At 59.6% G+C, this 19,202-nt stretch carries 17 protein-coding genes; 4 read left to right on the top strand and 13 right to left on the bottom strand.

Translation table 11 applies throughout. The features are described from left to right. Positions 1-20 precede the first annotated feature (20 nt). The 9 genes from glyA to ACZM8Y_RS12185 form a co-directional block, all read right to left on the bottom strand. Entirely contained in the window at positions 21-1,259 is a 1,239-nt protein-coding gene (gene glyA / locus ACZM8Y_RS12225) for a serine hydroxymethyltransferase (RefSeq protein ID WP_302552130.1), read from the bottom strand. A 55-nt stretch (positions 1,260-1,314) separates the two neighbouring features. Next, positions 1,315-2,565 carry a beta-ketoacyl-ACP synthase II gene (gene fabF, locus ACZM8Y_RS12220; RefSeq protein ID WP_302552131.1) on the bottom strand — a complete coding sequence of 417 codons (1,251 nt, stop codon included), beginning with the start codon at positions 2,563-2,565 and terminating at the stop codon, positions 1,315-1,317. Between the two features lie 153 nt (positions 2,566-2,718). Further along, complete coding sequence (gene acpP, locus ACZM8Y_RS12215; RefSeq protein ID WP_005025799.1) at positions 2,719-2,952, bottom strand: acyl carrier protein; 234 nt, start codon at positions 2,950-2,952, stop codon at positions 2,719-2,721. A 120-nt stretch (positions 2,953-3,072) separates the two neighbouring features. Continuing rightward, positions 3,073-3,816, bottom strand: coding sequence for a 3-oxoacyl-[acyl-carrier-protein] reductase (fabG, locus tag ACZM8Y_RS12210; RefSeq protein WP_302552132.1), 744 nt, complete (start codon positions 3,814-3,816; stop codon positions 3,073-3,075). Between the two features lie 82 nt (positions 3,817-3,898). After that, positions 3,899-4,903 (bottom strand): beta-ketoacyl-ACP synthase III, encoded by a 1,005-nt coding sequence (locus ACZM8Y_RS12205; protein ID WP_302552133.1) that lies wholly within the window; start codon positions 4,901-4,903, stop codon positions 3,899-3,901. A 27-nt stretch (positions 4,904-4,930) separates the two neighbouring features. After that, complete coding sequence (gene plsX / locus ACZM8Y_RS12200) at positions 4,931-5,971, bottom strand: phosphate acyltransferase PlsX (protein ID WP_302552134.1); 1,041 nt, start codon at positions 5,969-5,971, stop codon at positions 4,931-4,933. Continuing rightward, positions 5,958-6,149, bottom strand: coding sequence for a 50S ribosomal protein L32 (gene rpmF / locus ACZM8Y_RS12195; RefSeq protein WP_005025810.1), 192 nt, complete (start codon positions 6,147-6,149; stop codon positions 5,958-5,960). Before rpmF ends, plsX begins: the two co-directional genes overlap by 14 nt. A gap of 115 nt (positions 6,150-6,264) precedes the next feature. Next, a complete protein-coding gene (locus tag ACZM8Y_RS12190; protein ID WP_302552135.1) occupies positions 6,265-6,831 on the bottom strand; it encodes a YceD family protein in 567 nt (188 codons plus the stop codon). A gap of 439 nt (positions 6,832-7,270) precedes the next feature. Then, entirely contained in the window at positions 7,271-8,452 is a 1,182-nt protein-coding gene (locus ACZM8Y_RS12185; protein WP_479858936.1) for a pyridoxal phosphate-dependent aminotransferase, read from the bottom strand. Positions 8,453-8,914: 462 nt separating this feature from the next. On the opposite strand from ACZM8Y_RS12185, the gene ACZM8Y_RS12180 reads away from it, so the two are divergent. Both ACZM8Y_RS12180 and ACZM8Y_RS12175 read left to right on the top strand, forming a co-directional pair. Further along, the gene (locus ACZM8Y_RS12180) at positions 8,915-10,642 is read left to right on the top strand and encodes a hypothetical protein (protein WP_482333529.1); all 1,728 of its coding nucleotides are present in this window, start codon (positions 8,915-8,917) and stop codon (positions 10,640-10,642) included. Between the two features lie 150 nt (positions 10,643-10,792). After that, positions 10,793-11,575, top strand: coding sequence for a 16S rRNA (uracil(1498)-N(3))-methyltransferase (locus tag ACZM8Y_RS12175; protein ID WP_482333531.1), 783 nt, complete (start codon positions 10,793-10,795; stop codon positions 11,573-11,575). 828 nt (positions 11,576-12,403) lie between these two features. Here ACZM8Y_RS12175 and aroQ read toward each other — a convergent pair. After that, positions 12,404-12,844: a type II 3-dehydroquinate dehydratase gene (gene aroQ, locus ACZM8Y_RS12170; protein ID WP_482333533.1), complete on the bottom strand. Its 441-nt coding sequence runs from the start codon at positions 12,842-12,844 to the stop codon at positions 12,404-12,406. 219 nt (positions 12,845-13,063) lie between these two features. On the opposite strand from aroQ, the gene ACZM8Y_RS12165 reads away from it, so the two are divergent. Beyond that, complete coding sequence (locus tag ACZM8Y_RS12165; RefSeq protein ID WP_302552140.1) at positions 13,064-13,756, top strand: glutamine amidotransferase; 693 nt, start codon at positions 13,064-13,066, stop codon at positions 13,754-13,756. A gap of 427 nt (positions 13,757-14,183) precedes the next feature. On the opposite strand, the gene ACZM8Y_RS12160 is transcribed toward ACZM8Y_RS12165, so the two are convergent. The 3 genes from ACZM8Y_RS12160 to ACZM8Y_RS12150 form a co-directional block, all read right to left on the bottom strand. Further along, positions 14,184-14,960: a phosphate ABC transporter ATP-binding protein gene (locus ACZM8Y_RS12160; RefSeq protein WP_308771628.1), complete on the bottom strand. Its 777-nt coding sequence runs from the start codon at positions 14,958-14,960 to the stop codon at positions 14,184-14,186. Continuing rightward, the gene (locus ACZM8Y_RS12155; protein WP_482333535.1) at positions 14,957-16,735 is read right to left on the bottom strand and encodes a phosphate ABC transporter permease; all 1,779 of its coding nucleotides are present in this window, start codon (positions 16,733-16,735) and stop codon (positions 14,957-14,959) included. The genes ACZM8Y_RS12160 and ACZM8Y_RS12155 overlap by 4 nt, the downstream gene beginning before the upstream one ends. A gap of 321 nt (positions 16,736-17,056) precedes the next feature. Further along, positions 17,057-17,884: a phosphate ABC transporter substrate-binding protein gene (locus ACZM8Y_RS12150; protein WP_482333537.1), complete on the bottom strand. Its 828-nt coding sequence runs from the start codon at positions 17,882-17,884 to the stop codon at positions 17,057-17,059. 855 nt (positions 17,885-18,739) lie between these two features. Here ACZM8Y_RS12150 and ACZM8Y_RS12145 point away from each other — a divergent pair. Continuing rightward, complete coding sequence (locus ACZM8Y_RS12145) at positions 18,740-18,955, top strand: hypothetical protein (RefSeq protein ID WP_487480245.1); 216 nt, start codon at positions 18,740-18,742, stop codon at positions 18,953-18,955. Positions 18,956-19,202: the final 247 nt, after the last annotated feature.

The following is a 19,202-nucleotide window of genomic DNA, read 5'->3' as shown; positions in this document are numbered from 1 at the left end:
CAGGGCAGGGCCCTGCAAAACTACCAGGCGAACAGCGGGAACTGCCGTGCAAAAGCGGCGACTTCCTTGCTGATTTCGGCAAGGCGGGTTTCGTTGCCGGCGTTGGCGATGGCGGCGTCGATCCAGCCCGCCACCTTGACCATGTCCTGTTCGCGGAACCCGCGGGTCGTGAGCGCGGGCGTTCCGATACGGATGCCGGAGGTCACGAACGGGGAGCGGGTCTCAAAGGGCACGGTGTTCTTGTTGACGGTGATGCCGGCGGCGTCGAGGGCGTGTTCGGCGTCCTTGCCGGTGATGTCCTTGTTGGTCAGGTCGACGAGCAGCAGATGGTTGTCCGTGCCGCCGGAAACGAGGTCGAACTTGGCGTTTTTGAGCTCTTCACCCAGCGTCGCGGTGTTCTTGAGCACCTGCGCCTGATAATCCTTGAAGCGGGGGCGCAGGGCTTCGCCGAAGGCCACGGCCTTGGCAGCGACGATGTGCATGAGCGGGCCACCCTGAATGCCGGGGAAAATCTGGCTGTTGAGCGTCTTGCCGAAGGATTCGTCGGACAGGATCATGCCGCCGCGGGGGCCGCGCAGGGTCTTGTGGGTCGTGGTCGTGGTGACGTGGGCGTGCCCGATGGGGGAGGGATGGAGCCCGGCGGCCACAAGGCCGGCGATGTGGGCCATGTCCACAAGCAGCTTGGCGTCCACTTCATCGGCGATGGCGCGGAACTTGGCGAAGTCGATGGTGCGGGGGTAGGCGCTGGCGCCCGCCACGATGACCGCGGGGCGGTGCTCGTGGGCGAGGCGGCGTACCTCTTCATAGTCGATGAGGCAAGTGTCCTTGTCCACGCCGTAGGAAACCACGTTGAACAGGCGGCCGGAGAAGTTCACGGGGCTGCCGTGCGTCAGGTGGCCGCCGTGGGACAGGTTCATGCCCAGGATGGTATCGCCGGGCTTGGCCAGCGCGAAGTAGGAGGCCATGTTCGCCTGGCTGCCGGAGTGGGGCTGCACGTTGACGTAGCCGCAGCCGAACAGCTGCTTGGCGCGTTCGATGGCAAGGTTTTCGGCGATGTCGACGAATTCGCAGCCGCCGTAGTACCGCTTGCCCGGATAGCCTTCGGCGTACTTATGCGTGAAGACGCTCCCCTGCGCTTCCCGAACGGCGGAAGAGACGAAGTTTTCGGAGGCGATAAGCTCCAGCTTGCTCATCTGCCGATCGCTTTCCAGCAGGAAAGCGCGTGCCAGTTCGGGATCTTCAAGAAGAATATGGTCCATTGGACGCTCCGATGAAAGTTTAGAGATGCAACCGCGTAACTTGCTTGGAAAGGGCTTACGCCGTGAACTTCTTGAACAGGATGCTGCCGTTCGTACCGCCGAAACCGAAAGAGTTCGAGAGCGCGTACTGCGGGTCAAGCTTCTTGGCGCCGTCGGTCATGCAGTTGAGATCGCATTCCGGATCGGGCGTCTCATAGTTAATCGTGCCGGGGACATAGCCGGTATGCAGGGCAAGCACGGAGAACACGGCCTCAACGCCGCCGGCGGCCCCAAGCAGATGGCCGGTCTGGGACTTGGTCGCGGAGATGGCAATCTGATAGGCGCGTTCGCCGAACACCTGCTTGATGGCGCCGGTTTCGCAGATGTCGCCGAGGTGGGTGGAGGTGGCGTGCGCGTTGATGTGGTCAACCACGTCGGGGCTGACGCCCGCGTCGGCGATGGCACGCTGCATGGCGGCGACCATGCCTTCGCCGTCGTCGCGGGGGGCGGTCATGTGGAAGGCGTCGTCGGACGAGCCCGTGCCGATGATTTCGGCGTAGATGGTCGCGCCGCGCGCCTGAGCGTGCTCAAGGCTTTCCAGCATGAGCAGGCCCGCGCCTTCGCCCATGACGAAGCCGTCGCGATCCTTGTCAAAGGGGCGGGAAGCCTTTTCGGGATCGTCGTTGTGCGCGGTGGAGAGCGCCTTCAGCGCGGTAAAGCCGGAAATGCCCATAGGCGTGACGGTCGCTTCCACGCCGCCGGAGATGCAGACGTCGCAGCGGCCCATGACGATCTCGGTATAGGCCGCGCCGATGGCGTGGGTGCCTGAAGCGCAGGCGCTGGTGAGCACCATGTTCGCACCCTTGGCGCCTATGGCGATGGCAAGCTGGCCCGGAGCCATGTTGGAGATCAGCATGGGGATCATGAAGGGGGAAACCTTGCCCGGCCCGGCCTCGACGAGGCGGGAGTGGAACACTTCGATGGTGTGCAGGCCGCCGAGCCCCACGCCGAGGATGACGCTGACCCGGCCGGCGTTGTCGTCATTGATGACGAGGCCGGAATGTTCCATCAGCATGTTGCCCGCGGCGACGGCGAACTGGACGAAACGATCCATCCGGCGGGCCTGCTTGGCGGGGACGCCGTAGGCTTCGGGGTTGAATCCTTTGACTTCGCCGGCAATGCGGGAATCAAAGCCGGAGGCGTCAAAGAGGGTGATGGGCCCGATGCCCGATTTCCCCGCAAGAAGGTTATCCCAGCTTTCGGTGACGTTGCCGCCGAGCGGCGTCAGCGCAGAGAGACCGGTTACAACAACGCGTTTACGGCTCATAATTCCCTCATGAAGCAAAAAGTGGTCGAGCGCCTTATGATCTGATCACAAGACGCCCGGTAGAATACTCTGGCGCAGCAGGAACGGAAGGAACAACGCCCGCGCGGGCCGCCGTCTCCGCTCTCGTTTCCCGTGCTTCGAACAAAACGAGGCTTAGTTCGTGTGGTTCTGCACGTAGGAGATGGCGTCCTTGACCTTCAGGATCTTCTGGGCGTCGTCGTCGGCGATTTCCACGTCAAAGGCTTCTTCCATGGCCATGATGAGTTCGGTGAGGTCGAGGGAGTCGGCGCCGAGGTCTTCAACGAAAGAGGCTTCGGGCTTCACTTCTTCGGCGGTCACGCCAAGCTGTTCCATGATGATCTTTTTGACCTGTTCTTCAACGGACATGGGGGAATCCTCCCGGTTTTGTTCTTTTTGAGTTGCAGTGGGGCTTGGCGCCCCGTTCCTTGTGTCGACGCTTCCGCAAAACGGAATCCGCCGGTTCGCGCCGCAAAAACGGCGCGGCGATTAACAGTACATTCCGCCGTTGACGGCGATAACCTGTCCTGTAATGTATCCGGCTCCCGGCGAAGCCAGAAAAGCTACGGCATCAGCGATGTCCTGAGGCGTTCCCAGACGTTTCAAGGGGATGGCATCAATATAGGCGGCGCGGACGTCATCGGGCAGGCCGGCGGTCATGTCGGTTTCCACAAAACCGGGGGCGACCGCGTTGACGGTGACGTTCCGGCCGGCCAGCTCCTTGGCTGCGGACTTGGTCAGACCGATGAGGCCCGCCTTGGCGGAAGCATAATTGATCTGCCCGGCATTGCCCATCTGCCCGACTACGGAGCTGATGTTGATGATCCGCCCGTGACGCTGGCGGGTCATGATCTTGGCGGCCTCGCGGACGCAGACGAAGGCGCCGCGCAGGTTGGTCTGGATGACGCGGTCAAAATCTTCGTCCTTCATGCGCAGCATCAGGCCGTCCTTGGTGATGCCCGCATTGTTGACCAGCACGCCCAGCTCGACCTGATCCTTGATATGCTCTTTGAAGAAGGCCGCGACCGCTTCGGCGTCGGCAACGTCAAGGCGAAAGGCACTGGCCTTCCCGCCAGCCGCCGTAATATTCTTGGCCACGGCTTCGGCTTCATCAGCCTTGCTGACATAGGTGAGATACACCTGATATCCGGCCTTCGCCAGCGTCTCCGCAATGGCCTTGCCGATGCCTCTGGAGCCGCCGGTTACGAGTGCGGTGGAAAGTTGTTCGCTCATTTCTCTCACCTTGATGCTGTATTCAGTTGTTTGTAGCTCAAAAGAAATCAGAATTCAACACGGATGCCAGCCGGAAAAGCGGCTAGAATTCCAGCAATGCGGCTCCCCACGTGAAGCCCCCGCCGAAGGCGCTCAGCAAGACTCGGGAGCCCGGACGGATACGGCCCTGCGCACAGGCGTCGCCGATACCCAACGGGATGGATGCCGCCGACGTGTTGCCGTATTCATCAAGGTTGACGAATATTTTTTCGCTGCCGAGCTTGAGGCGGTCCCCCACGGCTTCGATGATGCGGAGGTTTGCCTGATGCGGGATGAACAGGTCGATGTCTTCGAGCGTCAGGCCATTGCCTTCCAGCAGTTCGGAGCAGACGGTGGAAAGGCTGCGCACAGCCTGCTTGAAGACTTCCCGCCCCTGCATCTGGAGATAGAAATCATTTTGGATGGGATCGCCGGGCTTGTAGTTGCGGCTCGTCCCGCCGCCGACGGTAAGCAGGGGGTACTGCCGCCCGTCCGCGCCGCACCGGACATCCCGGAGGCGGGGCGCCGAGGGCAGGCATCGTTTGGGCGCCCCGGCTTCCCCATTCGTCAGCACGGCGGCCGCGGCGCCGTCGCCGAACAGGATGCAGGTCGTGCGGTCTTCCCAGTTCAGGCGGCGCGTAAAGGCTTCCGAGCCCACAAGCAGGACTTTGGCTCCGGGCTTTGCGGCGAGGATGCCGTACGCCATGTCCAGCCCGTAGACGAAGCCGGTGCAGGCCGCATTGAGGTCGAACGCCATCGCCCCGTGCGAGCCGATGTTGCCGCTGATGATGCAGGCCGTGCTCGGGCACAGGTAGTCGGGCGTACACGTCGCCGTCAGGACATGCGTGATGTCTTCAGCCGCAATGCCAGCATCCTCAAGAGCCCTAAGCGCCGCTTCCGTGCCCGCGTCGGAGCCGTTTTCGTCGTCCGCCAGCATGTGCCGGGCCTTGATCCCGGTTCTGCTGACGATCCATTCATCGCTGGTATCCACCAGAGACATCAAGTCGACGTTCGTGATCCGCTTGCTCGGAACATACGTCCCTAAGCCTTGAATATGGATTTCTGTCATGCGGTGTCCGTGCGTTTGTGAGGAGGGCTAACAGGAACGGCCGAAACGGGTCAGTTCCTCATTGGCGCAGATGGTTTCCATCAGGCGCTTGTTGGTCTCTTTCTCGACGAACAGGGTCGCCATGCGGGTCGCGTTGCAAATGGCCTTGGCGTTGGAGCGGCCGTGGCAGACGATGGAAATGTTCTGGAGGCCGAGCAGCGGGGCCCCGCCGTATTCGGCGTAGTCCACCACCTTGGCGAAACGCCTGAACGCGGACTTGGCCAACAGGCTGCCCAGCTTGGGCAGAAAGCCGGAACTGAGCAGTTCGCGCTTGAGCACGCGGCTGAGGGACAGGCCCAGCCCTTCGCTGAGCTTCAGGGCCACGTTGCCGACGAAACCGTCGCAGACGGCCACGTCCACGTCTCCGGTGAAAAGATCGCGCCCTTCGATGTTGCCGCTGAAGTTGAGGTTCTGAGCCATTTTGAACAGCTCGTAGGCCTCTTTCACCTGGCTGTTGCCCTTGCCTTCCTCTTCGCCGATGCTGAGGAGGCCTACGCGGGGGGCTTCCTTATTGAGGATGTCCCTGGCGAAGGCGTCGCCCATCAGGCCGAACTGGAATATGTTGTAGGGCTTGCAGTCGACGGTGGCCCCCACGTCCAGGAGGACGACGGGTTCCTTCTCCGTGGGGAGGAGCGACGCGAGGGCGGGGCGTTCCACGCCGGGGATGCGGCCCATGATAAACATGCCGCACGCGACGGAAGCCCCAGAATGGCCCGCGCTGACGACGCCTTGGGCCGCGCCGTCGCGCACAAGGCGGCAGGCGACCTGTATGGAGGCGTTTTTCTTCCGGCGCAGGATGTCCGAAGGCTTTTCGTCCATGCCCGCGACTTCGGGGGCATGGACGATTTCCAGATCCACCCCGGAAGGGGAGAGTCTGTTCAGTTCGCCGTCAAGTGTAGCCTCATTCCCGACAAGGAGAATTTTGGCTCCGGTCTGGCGGGCGGCCTCAATCGCTCCGGGGACGACCACGGAGGGACCGAGATCGCCTCCCATGGCGTCGACGGCGATAACGGTCTTATTGCTGCTCATCGGCGGTCTTCTGTTCAACGACCTGACGACCGCGGTAGGTGCCGCAGCTGGGGCAGGCAGCGTGGGGAACCGTGGGGGCTCCGCAGGTGCAATACACAACGGTGGGGGTGGCCACGCGATCGTGAGACCGGCGCATACCCTTCTTGGAATGGGACTTCTTATTTTGCTGTACGGCCATGACGGCACTCCTTAGGATTCGGCATGGTGCCGAGGGTTTGGCTCTGTCGCCTGTTGATGCGGCTCCGGATGGCATAGCCCAATACGCCCGGAGACACAAGGTTCGGCGGCAAAATCTAGTTTTTTTTCACTTTCAGACCCCGGAGGGCCGCAAGACGGGGATCACCTTCGTCCCGCACGCAGGAACAGGAGCCTTCATTGAGGTTTTTCCCGCAGTCGGGGCACAACCCCTTGCAATCAGGCTTGCACAGAGGACGTACCGGAAGGGCGAGCACAAACTCTTCCCAGAGCAGGCCGGCCAGATTGATCTCCGGCGCGCCGTCCACCAGTTTGACGATGAGTTCATCGGCCTCGCTGTCGAACGGCTTTTCCTTGCCGCCGCGCGATCCCGCCTCGTCGTCCGCTTCCGGGAACGGCTCGAAGCTGTCGAAACTGCTGTCGATGATCAGATGGGCGTCTTCGGCGCAACGGTTACAGGGAACGACGACCTCCCCCTTCAGGTTGCCGCGCACAAGGCAGCCGTCTTCCTGAGGAAGAAGCGTAACCGTACCCACAAGAGGCTGGACGACGCGGCAATCCATGCCGCATTCCTTCATGGGAACCGACCAGATGGCCGGCTCGTCCAGAACGAACGTCCTTCCTTCAGGGGCGATGTTGTTCAGTGCAATCCGTAATTCAGCCATGATAACCTCGTGAACGGGACTCCTTACACGGTTGATCGGCTTATGTCAAGACTGTAGGGGCGTTCATGATGGAAAGCGGGGAAGGCGCCCACGGAAAAACCTTCCCGTAGAGGCTTTGGCGTGGCTTCCAATCCCTTGAAGCGGCCTTCGCGGTGCAGGGGGGCCCTTCCGCAGGGCGCTCAGCATCTTCCAATCAGGGAAACGGCCCTCGCGGGGCTGGAGGCGCGTGTTTTTGGGGGGAACGTGATGGAAAACAGCGGAAGGCGCGAGCCGGTTGGCGCTTGAAGGGATGGAACTGAAAGTACGCCGCTTGCCAAGCTGGGGAAATGATTCCTTCGGCAGGAATCCGTCCGCCGGGGCCCGCAAAGGGGCCGTGCCGATGGACGGATTCCGGGCCTGCGGAAAACGGGCGGCTGCCTTGCCGCCCGAAACGGCTTCCTTACCCGCGGGCCCGCTTGAACCCTTCGGCGGAACGGGCGATGACTTCATCCTCGACGCAGAACGCCAGGCGGAAATGGCCGGGGCCGCCGAAACCGGAACCGGGCACGGCAAGGATGCGTTCATCAAGGAGCTTCTTGACGAAGGCCACGTCGTCGCCGCCGGGAGCCTTCGGGAAGAAATAAAACGCGCCCTTGGGCATTTGGAATTCATAGCCCGCGTCGGAGAGGACGTTGCCCATCATTTCGCGGCGGCGGGCATAAATGTTTACGTCCACCTGCGATCCGAGCGCCCCCGCCATGATATGCTGGCCCACGACGGGCGGGTTCACGAAGCCGAGGATGCGGTTGGCGAGCGTCAGCCCGCCCATGAGTTCGGCGCGCTCGGCGAAGAGTGGGGACAGGGCGATGAAGCCGACGCGTTCCCCGGCGAGGCACAGGTTCTTGGAGAAAGAGCTCGCCAGGACTGCGTAGGGGTACATGGGCAGCAGGCTCGGCACTTCCACGCCGTCGAAAGCCAGGAAGCGGTACGGTTCGTCGACCACGAGGTAGAGCGGGCGGCCGTTGCGTTCGGAGGCTGCGGCGAGGATGGCGGTCAGGCCTTCGAGCTCTTCGCGGGAGTAGACCGTGCCGGTGGGGTTGTGGGGCGAATTGATGATCATGGCGCGGGTCTTGGGCGTGATGGCCGCCTCAATGGCGGGCAGGTCAAGCCCGAAGGTGCCCGGCAGGGTAGGAACCTTCTTGAGCGTGCCGCCGTGGTTGCCCACGTAGGAGCCGTATTCCACGAAATAGGGGGTCACGGTGAGCACTTCGTCGCCGGGCTCCAGGACGGTTCTGAAAATCACGTTGAGCGCGCCCGCGGCCCCGCAGGTCAGGATGACGTCGTTGGCCGTGAGCCCGACGCCCTGTTCCTTGGAAAGATGGGCGGCGAGCTTTTCACGGGCCCAGCCGAACCCGTTGTTCGGCATGTAGCCGAGGCTGAACGGCTCGTCCACGTGTTTGACGAATTCGGCCAGCGCCTTGCCCACGGCGGGCGGGGGGGCGAGATCCGGGTTTCCGAGGCTGAAATCACATACGGCGTCGTCGCCGTACTTCTGCTTGAGCTGGATGCCGGCTTCAAACATGCGACGGATCCAGGAGCCGTTTTGGATGGAGGAACTCATCTGGGTGCTGATGATGCTCATGGCTGCTCCGTGTCTCATGACCTGAGAGAAAGTGTTGCGGAGTGTGCAGCGGTCGGGCTGCGTTGCGCGGCGTGGGCCTGACGGATGCGAACAATGCCGCGAATTTTTTTATATACCCCATCAAAGGCCGCTATGCCAAGGGGCATAAGGGGCGGGGATATGCGCGCTTTTAATGAAATTTGTATTCAACTATATGAAATTAAAATGAATTCTTTCAAAAGTCATTGAAAGGGTGAATGCCTCAAGGGGCGCTTCCCGTTTGTCCCGGATGTACAAAATTTTCACTGGTGCGAAGGCGGCGCGTATGGGTGAGCAGCCGTCTTTTTTGGAAATCAGGGGTGGAATTTTTTTTGCATTTCTGATAGGTAAACGGCGTAAAACCCATGAGCTTGTAATGGAACAGAGGCGGCCTTGCTCCGTGGGCAGGGGCTTGGTCTATAAAGCCGGAAAGAGAGTTCAACCATGTCTTTGTTATGGAAAGAAGCGTTCACCCTCGGGGATTTTTCTTGGTCGAACACCAACTCTTTCTCTGATATTATCGAAATTACTGATCTTGAAACGCTCAAGCATTTTCTTGATGCGGTACACGTCAAGTTCTGCCTGCTCAAGCCGTGGTGCGAAACGGAAAATTATCCGCTGGTCGATTCGCGTGATCTCCTGCCTTCTTTCGAGGCGGAATTGTGGGAATACAAGGGGCTCCCCGGTTTTTCCATGGTGGCCTTTGCCCGGCCTCTGGAAAGTTTCAGCGAAATTTTCCAATACGACATCCTCCATCCGGTTCTCAGTGCGGTAAACGCGGCGGAAGGAGCCTCCTGCCCCTTGGAAACGCACGTCATCGCCCGCAACGTCCAGATCTTCCTAAGCCGCCTGCCCAAAAAACTTCAAGACCCTTTCCGTGATCAGTTCCGGCGCGTGGATACCGCCGTGCTTGACTACTATCCCGCGCTGATGCCGTACCTGCTGGCGATGGATCGGGCCCATGTGTTCGCTACGGACGTCTACGGGCATTATCATCTTGCGGGGCTTTTCGCTTCATTCCCGTCCGATATGGACGGCGAGATCAAGCGGTTCGGGCTGCGCACCGGCAAATTCAAGATCGGCGACAACGAGATGTACGAACGCAACAGGACGTTCGTCTGCCAGTTCCTGATGGAATTGTACGGCTTTCCCATTTCCTCGGAGCGCCGGACTTCGGCGGCGCTTTTTTCCCGGCGCCTGCACAAGCTCGGCGAGCGGTTTATGGTGCGCGTGCTTGGGCAGTCCGACCGGACGATCACGACCATCTGGAACAACGGCGAGAACCGGCCCTATCCGCGTGTTGAAAAAATCGCCCTTGTGAAACTCGACCCTGAGCAGAAGGATTTGATCCGGGCGTGCGGGGAGGGCGGCTTTTTCGTGGACGCCGAAAAACGCGTGGTGATCATCCGCATTTCCTACAAACAGCACCGCTACAATGCGGACAACGTGCGGCAGGATCGTGCCCTTTCCGTCGAGCGGCAGGAGCTGATCCACCCGCTCACGGGGCGGGTGATGCCGGACGTGAACGTGGTCAAGGATACCAGCACCATGATCCTGCGCCTCAACGACATTGTGCGCGGCGAGTATGTGGGCCGTGCGGTCTACAAGCGCAATGAGCTGGTGGAGAATACGGATACGGACGAAAAGCGCCTCAAGTTCCTGTTCTCGTGGCTGTCCAAAAACCAGCGCCGCATCATCGGGTACAGTGAAGAGTTTTACAACAATAGCACCAAGGTACTGGACGCCTACCTCAAAAACCCCGAAAATCAAGAAGCGTTTGCGCTCCTGCATGATCTCAAGCAGGAAGTGATGAGCAAATATGCCTATATCCGTCAGGCGCGCACGGTGCGCTATCTTGAGGACATCGTTTCCCGGAACTATAAGGGGGAACGGCTGACCTACAGCCGTATGCTGATTGAAGCGATCGGGCTGCTGCGGGATCTCAAGTTCGAGCTCGGCAACTACTTTGAACCGCTGATGCTGAGCGTGCTCCACTATATGGAAATGATGCTGGATGACCGTTACCTGCTCCGGCGCTACATCAATTGCCCGGACGAAAAGCTGAGCAAGGGCGGCGTGGAGATACGCAAGAATTATCGGCGTCTTGTCAGCCTCAAGGACGAATTCGAGTCGGTGCGCAAGTCCCGGCAAAAACCTGTTGCCGAAGGGTAACAGGGACGTTCGGGGAACTGGGGGCGCTTCTCAAAAGGGAGCGTCCTTTTTTAGGGGCATTTGACAAGACCCTTCGCCGATGCGAATTTCCTGTGCCGCCATATCGGTTTCCGGTATGCGTACCGCGGACTTTTTTTGAAGGAAAACATCATGGCAGAGAATGAAATTCCCGAACCGCCGGACTGGTCGGATGCGCGCACGTTTTTTCTGGAGCCCGATCTGTGGCATGCCCCCTATGAACTGGACGCTTCGGAGAGCCATCACCTGACCCGCGTGTTGCGTATCCGCGAGGGTGAGGAGGTACGTGTCCTGGACGGCAAGGGGCGCGAGGGGCGTTTCCGGGTTTTGCCCTATAAGAAGAACGCCAAGACCGTAGCCTTGCAGCTTCTTGACGAGTGGACGTACCCCGAACCGGAATCGAAGGTCATCCTTGCGGCCGGCTGGACAAAGGCCGCCCGCCGGGGCTGGATTTTGGAGAAGGCCGTGGAGTTTGAAGCCAGCGGGATCTGGCTGTGGCAGGCCGAGCGGAGCCAGTTCCCCGTGCCGTCGGACATCAAGGAGTCATGGCAGGGGCAGCTTGTTGCCGGAGCCAAGCAGTGCCGCAACCCGTGGCTGCCCGAACTGCGTACCATGCCCGGCGGCGTGGGTGAGCTCATCGCGCTGGCCGAGGAGCTCGGCTGTGAGCATCGGCATGTGCTCGTGGAGAGCGGGCACAAGTCGGTCATGTCGCTGACCCCGGACACGCTGGGGCAGCCCGGCAAGACTCTTTGCGTGGTCGGCCCTGAAGGGGGCTTTACGGTGCAGGAAGTGGAGAAGCTCACCCGTGCGGGGTTCCTGCCCGCGACGCTCGGCGAGCGCGTTTTGCGCTGGGAGACTGCCGCCGTGCTGTGTCTCGGCCTTCATTGGTGGAAGCGCCAGCTTGGAGGGGAATAGGGAGGAAGACCGGGGGAGGAAACTTTCTGGAGAAAGTTTCCTCCCCCGGACCCCCACCTTCAAAGACTTTTGACCTTATCGAATCCCTGACTTCAGCTTTCCCGTACTTGGGAGGAGCCTCTTTTTTAAGGCCCTGTCAGAGTATGTGGCTGTTTTATCTCCAGAGCGCGTTGAAAATACAGATTTTTCCAGTTTTCCCTTTGGCGGAATCCACGGTTAAGGCTTTTTGCTGGTTATTCCTTTGAAACTTCAAGAAATAGCCAATAAAATTCCCCAATCATGGAGTCCATCAGCGGAAAAATTGGAAAAAAGTATATATTTTCGTCATACTATTGAGATAGAACAACCATATGCCCTGACAGGACCTTAAAAAAGAGGCTCCTTTTTGTCATGGCTGCGTTATAGAAAATGGTTGATGCCTTTTTCCTTGAAACTCCAAAGGGATAACCGGAAAAATGCCTTAACCGTGGATTCCGCCAAGGAGAAAACTGGAAAAAAGGCTATACTTTTCACCGCACTGTGAAGTTGAAACAACCACATACTCTGACAGAGCCTTTGTCATAGGGTTCAGCTTGCTGGGGCACAAGGCGGCCGAAACGATAACCCGCCGTTATGAGAGCGGTTGTTGTTTTGTTGTTAATAGGTAACAGCAGAATACTGGGGAGTCCTTTGCCCCGACCGGCTAAAATGTTCCGTCCGTTCTGTCATAAGGGATTCGATAAGGTCAAAAGTCTTTGGAAGAGGAGGGATGGGGGTGTGGGGGAAGGGAGGGGAAACCTTTCTCCAGAAAGGTTTCCCCTCCCTTCCCCCACAATGCCCCTCCACCCGTCACCCTCTCACCAAATCAACAACGGCACGCAAACTGAGCAGATAGCTGCCGCTGCCGAACCCGGCGACGGAACCCCGTGTCACGGCGGAAAGCACGGAAAAATGGCGGAAGGCTTCGCGGGCGTGGACGTTGGACATATGCACTTCCACGACCGGAATGCTCAAGATTGCCAGCGCATCCATGATGGCATAGCTGTAATGGGTCCATGCCCCCGCGTTGAGTACGATGCCGTCCGTGCCGTCCCCGTGCGCCTCCTGAATCCGTTCCACAAACGCGCCTTCATAGTTCGACTGGAAAAACGAAACCTCCACTCCGAGCTCCCCGGCGAGCGCGGAAAGTTTGCCGTTGATGTCTTCGAGCGTTTCCGTCCCGTAATGTTTGGGATCGCGCTTGCCGAACATATTAAGGTTGACGCCGTGCATGACCAGAATGCGATTCATAGGATGGTGTCCTTTTGGATTGTGCAGGTTGCGGGACGGCCTGAGATGCCGCCGTGGGGCACAGCATAGGGAAAAGGAAGCCGGAAAACCAGAGGGGAATGGCCCCGCGGAAAAAAGAACCCGGATGAGGCTTGCCAAATGGAGTAAAATCAATAGAATCCAAACGAAAAGCCTGTGCGGTCCGGGGGGGAAGGACGCGCGGCGCAGGAGGCGTATCATATGAAACAGTGTCTGGTTATGCAGCATGTCGCCTTTGAGGACATGGGGACTTTCGCGCCTGTGCTGGAAGAGAAAGGGTTTGCCATCCGCTATTGCCCGGTGGATGAACCGCCTACCGAAGAGGAATGGCTGTCCGCTGAGCTCGCCGTGGTTCTTGGGGGCGCCATCGGGGTTTACGATCAGGTGCTTTATCCGTTTCTCAAGGATGAAAAAGATCTCATCAGGAAGCGCCTGGAGTCGCAAAAGCCGCTGCTCGGCATCTGTCTGGGGGCGCAGCTCATTGCCTCCGTGCTCAAATCCCGCGTATATCCCGGCAAGGGCAAGGAAATCGGCTGGGGCGGCGTGGAACTCACCGAGGCGGGCAGGAAGTCGCCCTTGCGTTTTCTTGATGGTTACCGCCCGGTTCTGCATTGGCATGGGGACACGTTTGATTTGCCCGAAGGTGCCGAACTGCTGGCTTCCACCCCGTTGACCCCGCATCAGGCGTTCCGCATGGGGAACCATGTGCTGGCGTTGCAGTTCCACCCGGAGGCCGATGCGGACAAGCTGGAAAGATGGCTTGTCGGGCATGCCTGCGAGTTGGCCCGCGCCGCCATCGATCCCCGCCGCCTGCGCGAGGAAACCAAACGCGTGGGTGAGAGCGCCAAAAAAACGGGGCAGGCGCTTCTGCGTGAGTGGATAGACCAGTGGTAAAAGTATGCTGACAAGCAATGAGGAAACGCGCAGCCGTCGGGGTGCGCGTTTTTTTGTATGGCTGTGTCCTAGATCGTGTCGTCAATTAGATATAATTTATTGAAATTATTGAGTTGTTTTTAGGTTGTAAAAGGTTGTTTTCAAATGGTTTCAAATAGTTCTATGTCAAATGGCGACACGGCCTAGAAAATGGTTGATGCTTTTTTGAAGTGCCAAAGGAATAACCGGCAACATGCCCCAGCTATGGATGCCGCCAAGGGGAAAACTGGAGAAAAAGGCCGTCTTTTCACCGTGCTGTGGACATGAAACAACTATGCTCTGACAGAGCCTTTTGTATTGTGGAGGCCATGCGCTGAAGAAGCGGCTCTGTGTTCCGGCGGGGCGGATTTCCCTTTGCTGGGGAAAGGAGGAGAGCCACACGTTTCCCTTAACGGTTTGCAGCGTCCTCGCCGTCGAAAAAGCGGTTCATTTCCGCCTCGCTGGGGAGTTCTTCGGGTGAGATCAGACCTTGCAGGCGTCCTTTCCCAAAGAGGGCAATCCGCGAAGCCACCCTTTTGGCTTGCGGCAGCCCGTGGGAGACGAGAAGGATGGGATAGCGATCCGCCAGCCTGAGGAGCAGGTTTTCAATGGTATGGGTTGTTGCGGGATCGAGGGATGCCGTGGGTTCGTCGAGGAGCAGCATTTCCGGCTCAAGCGCCAGCGTGCGGGCAAGGCAGAGGCGTTGCTGCTGCCCCCCCGAAAGTATCGAAGCCGGTTCCCGCAGGCGTGAGCGGACATCCTGCCAAAGCCCCACCTCCGTCAGGCTGCGTTCCATCCGTTCCTGCCATTCTGAGGCAGGGAATCCTGTTGCCAGTTGAAGGGGGAGCAGCATGTTCTGCCGGATGCTGGCGGGCAGGATATTGGGCGTCTGGAAGACCATACCCACGCGGCGGCGCAGGTCGGAGAGTGCGGCCTCTCCGGTGCGTCCGGCATAGATCGGGCGGAGTTCGCCGCCTAAACGGAGTTCGGCCTCGCCGGATGTCCGGCATCCGGGCAGGCATTCGTTCAGGCGGTTCAGGGCGCGGAGGAAGGTCGTCTTGCCCGATCCTGAGCGTCCGAGCAGGACGGTGATGCCTTCTGCCGGGATGTCCAGGGTGATGTCATGGAGGATCGTGCGTCCGTGGAAGGCGACGGAAAGCCGCCGGATACGTGCTGCCAGCGTCATGCGGAAACTCCCTCCCGCAGGGAACGGGCGTCCTTGCGGCGTTGATAGCGGGCGTGCAGCCACCATGCGGCGAGCAGAAGGCTTCCCGAAAGCAGCAGGAGCGTCAGCGAGGCTCCGAAGCCGCGTTCGAGTTCTTCCGGCGTCTGGTATTGGGCCGCCGTGTAATAGATGAAGAAGGGCAGGGCCTCGAAGCGCACGGCGAGGCCGGACGGAAGGCCCGCATTGGCGACCACGCCGGTCAGCAGGATGACCGCCGTGTCTTCGGCGGCGCGGCCCATAGCCAGCATGACGCCGCCGAGGATGCCCTGGCTGGCTTGCGGCACGAGGATATGGCGGACTGTCTGGCTGCGTGTCAGGCCGAGCGCGAACCCCGTCAGGCGCAGGGAGGCGGGCAGCCCTTCCAGCGCCGTCCGGGTTGTGACCACGAGCGAGGGCAGAACCAGCAGGGCGAGGCAGCCGCCCGCGAGCAGGATGCCGGGGCTGGCTCCGGCGATGCCGAGGCGGTGCAGGAACAGGATGAGCGTAAAGCCGAAAATCCCCATGACGATGGACGGTATGCCCGCGAGGATGTCCATGAGCACGCCGAACCTTTGTTTCATGGAAGGCGAGGCGTACTCGGCAAGATAGATGCCGCAGCCGATGCCCGGCCCGACGGCGAGGAGCATGGTCGTCACGATGAGGCAGAACGTCCCGGCGCAGGCGGGCCAGATGCCGTCCCAAACGGGCAGGGTGCCGAGCAGGGCGCGGAGCGGCGGGGTGTCTCCGAAGAGGAGGGACGGGCCGAGCGTGGGCAGGCCGCGATACAGCAGGAATCCGAGCAGGCACGCGATGGCGGAGGCGACGGCGATCCCCGAAATGAAGGACAGCGGGCGGAGTGCGGAAGGCGCGTGCCGTCTCCAGAGGGCGGGCAGTCCGGGAAGCTGTTCGCCGGATTCGGATGCCAGCTTGCGCAGCGCAAGGCTGACGCAGGCGCTGGTGAGGAGGAGCAGCCCGCCCGCCACAAACAGGGAATTATATGCCGGGCCGCCCACTTCGGTGGCCGTGACGAGCCCCATGTGCGCGGTCAGCGTCCGCAGGCTGCCGAGCAGGGATTCCGGCACATGCGGGGCGTTGCCCGTGAGCATCAGCGGGATCAGCGTATCGCCCACGGCGCGCCCGAAACCGAGGATGGCCGCCGTAAGCAGCCAGCGCCGGGAGGCGGGGAGCACGAGGCAGGCCAGCGTTTGGGAGTGCGTAAAGCCAAGGGCCGCGGCGGTGATGCGGACGTCCTTTTCCTTCGTCCGCATGGCTGAATCCATGACCAGAACCATCGTGGGGAGGATGAGCAGGGCGAGCATCAGGGCTGCGGAGAGCCAGCAGAGGCCGGAACCTTTCCCCGCGGCCTCGCGGACGATGGGGACAAGCAGAAAGACGGCGGCGAAGCCGTAAACCACGGTGGGGATCGTGGTCATGAACCGGATGATGCCCGCGACGGTGCCGCCGAAGAGGTGGTTTTTCCCGCCGTCCTGTATGGTGCAGGCCACGCCGACCGCGAGAGGCCAGCTCAGGAGCAGGGCGGAGACGGACAGCAGGAGCGAGCCCACGATCATGGGCAGGATGCCGAATTCATGGGTATCCGGGCGCCAGACCCAGTTGAATATCTGGCCCCCCTGTGCGCTGAACACGACGGGCAGTGCGAAGCAGGCGATAAGGGCGAAGACGGCGCACACGGACGCCCCGGCCAGCCATGCCGCCAACAGGGGGAGCCCGCCGCGCTCCGTGAGTGAAGTGTCCATCAAGCTGTCCGTGTTGAGGTGTATGGAAAGGCTGCTGGGGAAAGGGAGGGGCTGAGAGGAGGGGCTCTTTCCCCTCCCCAAACGGCTGGCACTGCCCGCGCCCACCCCTCCCCCTCCAGAGACGTCCGTTATCGATCCCTGATGCCGTTTTCCCTGAGGAAGGGGAAGGCGGCGTTGGCGTCCGTTTTTTTGGGGGGGGAGAGGACGCCAACGCCAGTGTGCACGAGGTCGGGCACTATGGTTCATCAGGGGATGAATGCATTGTGAACATGGAAGGTGGGGAGACAGGTGGGCTCCCCATTCTTTCCGTGTTGGGGCGGGTTATTGCCTGCCGGTGGGGATGTAGCCGCTCTTTTTGATGATTTCGGTGCCTTCGGGGGTGTAGATGTAGTCGATGAAGGCTTTGGTGATGCCTTCGGGGGCGCCCTTGGTGTTCATGAACAGCAGGCGGGTCACTTTATACGTGCCGTTGGAGGCGTTTTCCTGCGAGGGAACCATCTTGTCGAAGACGAGCGCCTTCACGTTCTTATCCACATGCCCGATGCCCACGTAGCCGATGGACTGCTTGTCCTGCGCCACGGCGGTCTTCATCGCGCCGTTGGAGTTCACCACGTTGGCGGACTGCACGATGGAGCCCTTGTTCAGCGCGCGTTCCACGAACACTTCGCGGGTGCCGCTGCCGTCTTCGCGGGTGTACAGGGTGATGGGCGCGTCGGCTCCGCCGAGTTCCTTCCAGTTGGTGATCTTGCCGTTGTAGATGTCGACGGCCTGCTGGGCGGTGATGTCGGTCACGCTGTTGGCGGGATTGACCACGAGGGCCACGCCGTCAATGGCGAAGGGGAATGTTTTCAAGCCGAATTTTTTGATTTCCTTGTCCTTCAGCGGGCGGCCCGTGTTGCCGATCTGGACGAGCCCTTCGCCCACCTGCTGTACGCCCACGCCGGAACCGCCGCCCGCCACGGTGATGCGGATGTCGGGATTGGCGGTCATGATGCGTTTGGCGGCTTCCTTCATGACCGGGATGTGGGCGGTGCCTCCGGCAATGTCCAGAGTGCCTTTCATGCTTTTAAAGGCGTCGAGGGGCGCGGCCACGGCAGTGGCGGCCAAAAGAAGCGTTGCGGCGAAAGCGGGGAGCAGGAATTTTTTCATGGGAGCCTCACAAGATACAAGTAAAGGATAGCCTGACGCATGGAGTGAGGATGCGGCAGGACGAAAGCACACGCTCAAGGCGTGCAGCCCTAGTTGCTCGGAGACGCTTCCATACCCGGTATGGAATGCGCGTGGATGGGGGAAGGGTCCGGTGTCACCTCACCGGAGCACGCAAGGCGCTCAGGGGGGGAGGCAGTTCGCGGATGCAAGGCGAAGGCACAGACCACACGGGACAGGACGGCCCGCTATGGAAGAGAAAAGGAAGAGGCGGTCTGTGGAGGATGGAATCATGATCAAAGCATAGCCGCAAGCGGCGCTTTTGGCAACGGCATCCAACGGATTCTTTTCGGCGGGAAGGCTGATATTGAAGCCCCGCTTTTCAGGGGGGGGCTTTAATTATATAATCTATTGAAAATTGTTTAACTGTTTTAAGTATCAAAATATTTTAATAATTTCAAGTTGTTATATAGTGTAACGACATGCCCTAGGGGGAAGAGCCGCCCTTGCTGCCTGCATCAAACAGTTTGATGCCGTGTATTTTTTATATGCTGAAACAACTGTCTATAGTTACCCTAAAGCCTCTTCCCCCAAAGCCTCTGCCGCAGTCTTTGGCTGACGTCATTTTGCAGTAATTGATTTCACTAGGTTTTGGGGAGATATTTGCTGACAGGCCCAACGGCTGAAAATATTTTTCAATATTTGCTATAACCTATATAAAACAAAGGCTGTGTTATAGAAAATGGGTGATGCTTTTTCCCTTGGAACTCCAAAGGTATAACCGGAAAATGTCTTAACCGTGGATCCCGCCAAGGGGAAAACTAGAAAAAAAGCTCTATTTTTCATCGCACTGTGGAGATGAAACAACCATGTAATAGAGCCCAAACAAAAGGCTGTATCATAGAAAAGGCTGATGCCTTCTTGAAGTTCCGAAGGAATAGCCAAGAAAAAGCCTCAACCATAGCGCCCGCCAAAGGAGAACTTGAAGAAAAAGGCCGTATTTTCACCATACTGTGGGATGAAGCAATAGCATTCCATGACAGAGCAAAACAAAATGGCAACCTTTTGCCATAACGGATCCTTTCAAAAACGCTCTGTTATAGTTTGCTCATCTCCACAGTGAGGTGAAAATATAGCCTTTTTCTCCGGTTTTCCCCTTGGCAGGATCCACGGTTAAGACATTTTCCGGTTATCCCTTTGGAACTTCAAGGAAAAAAGCATCAACCATTTTCTATAACACAGCCTTCAAAAAAAAGCCGCCCAACGGAACTTCCGTTGCGCGGCCTCCCCATCCGTCGAAAGTCTTGGGAGGGAGAGGGGA

It is taken from the genome of Bilophila sp. (genome assembly GCF_057864385.1).
This window is presented reverse-complemented; position numbering and strand designations above follow the sequence as displayed.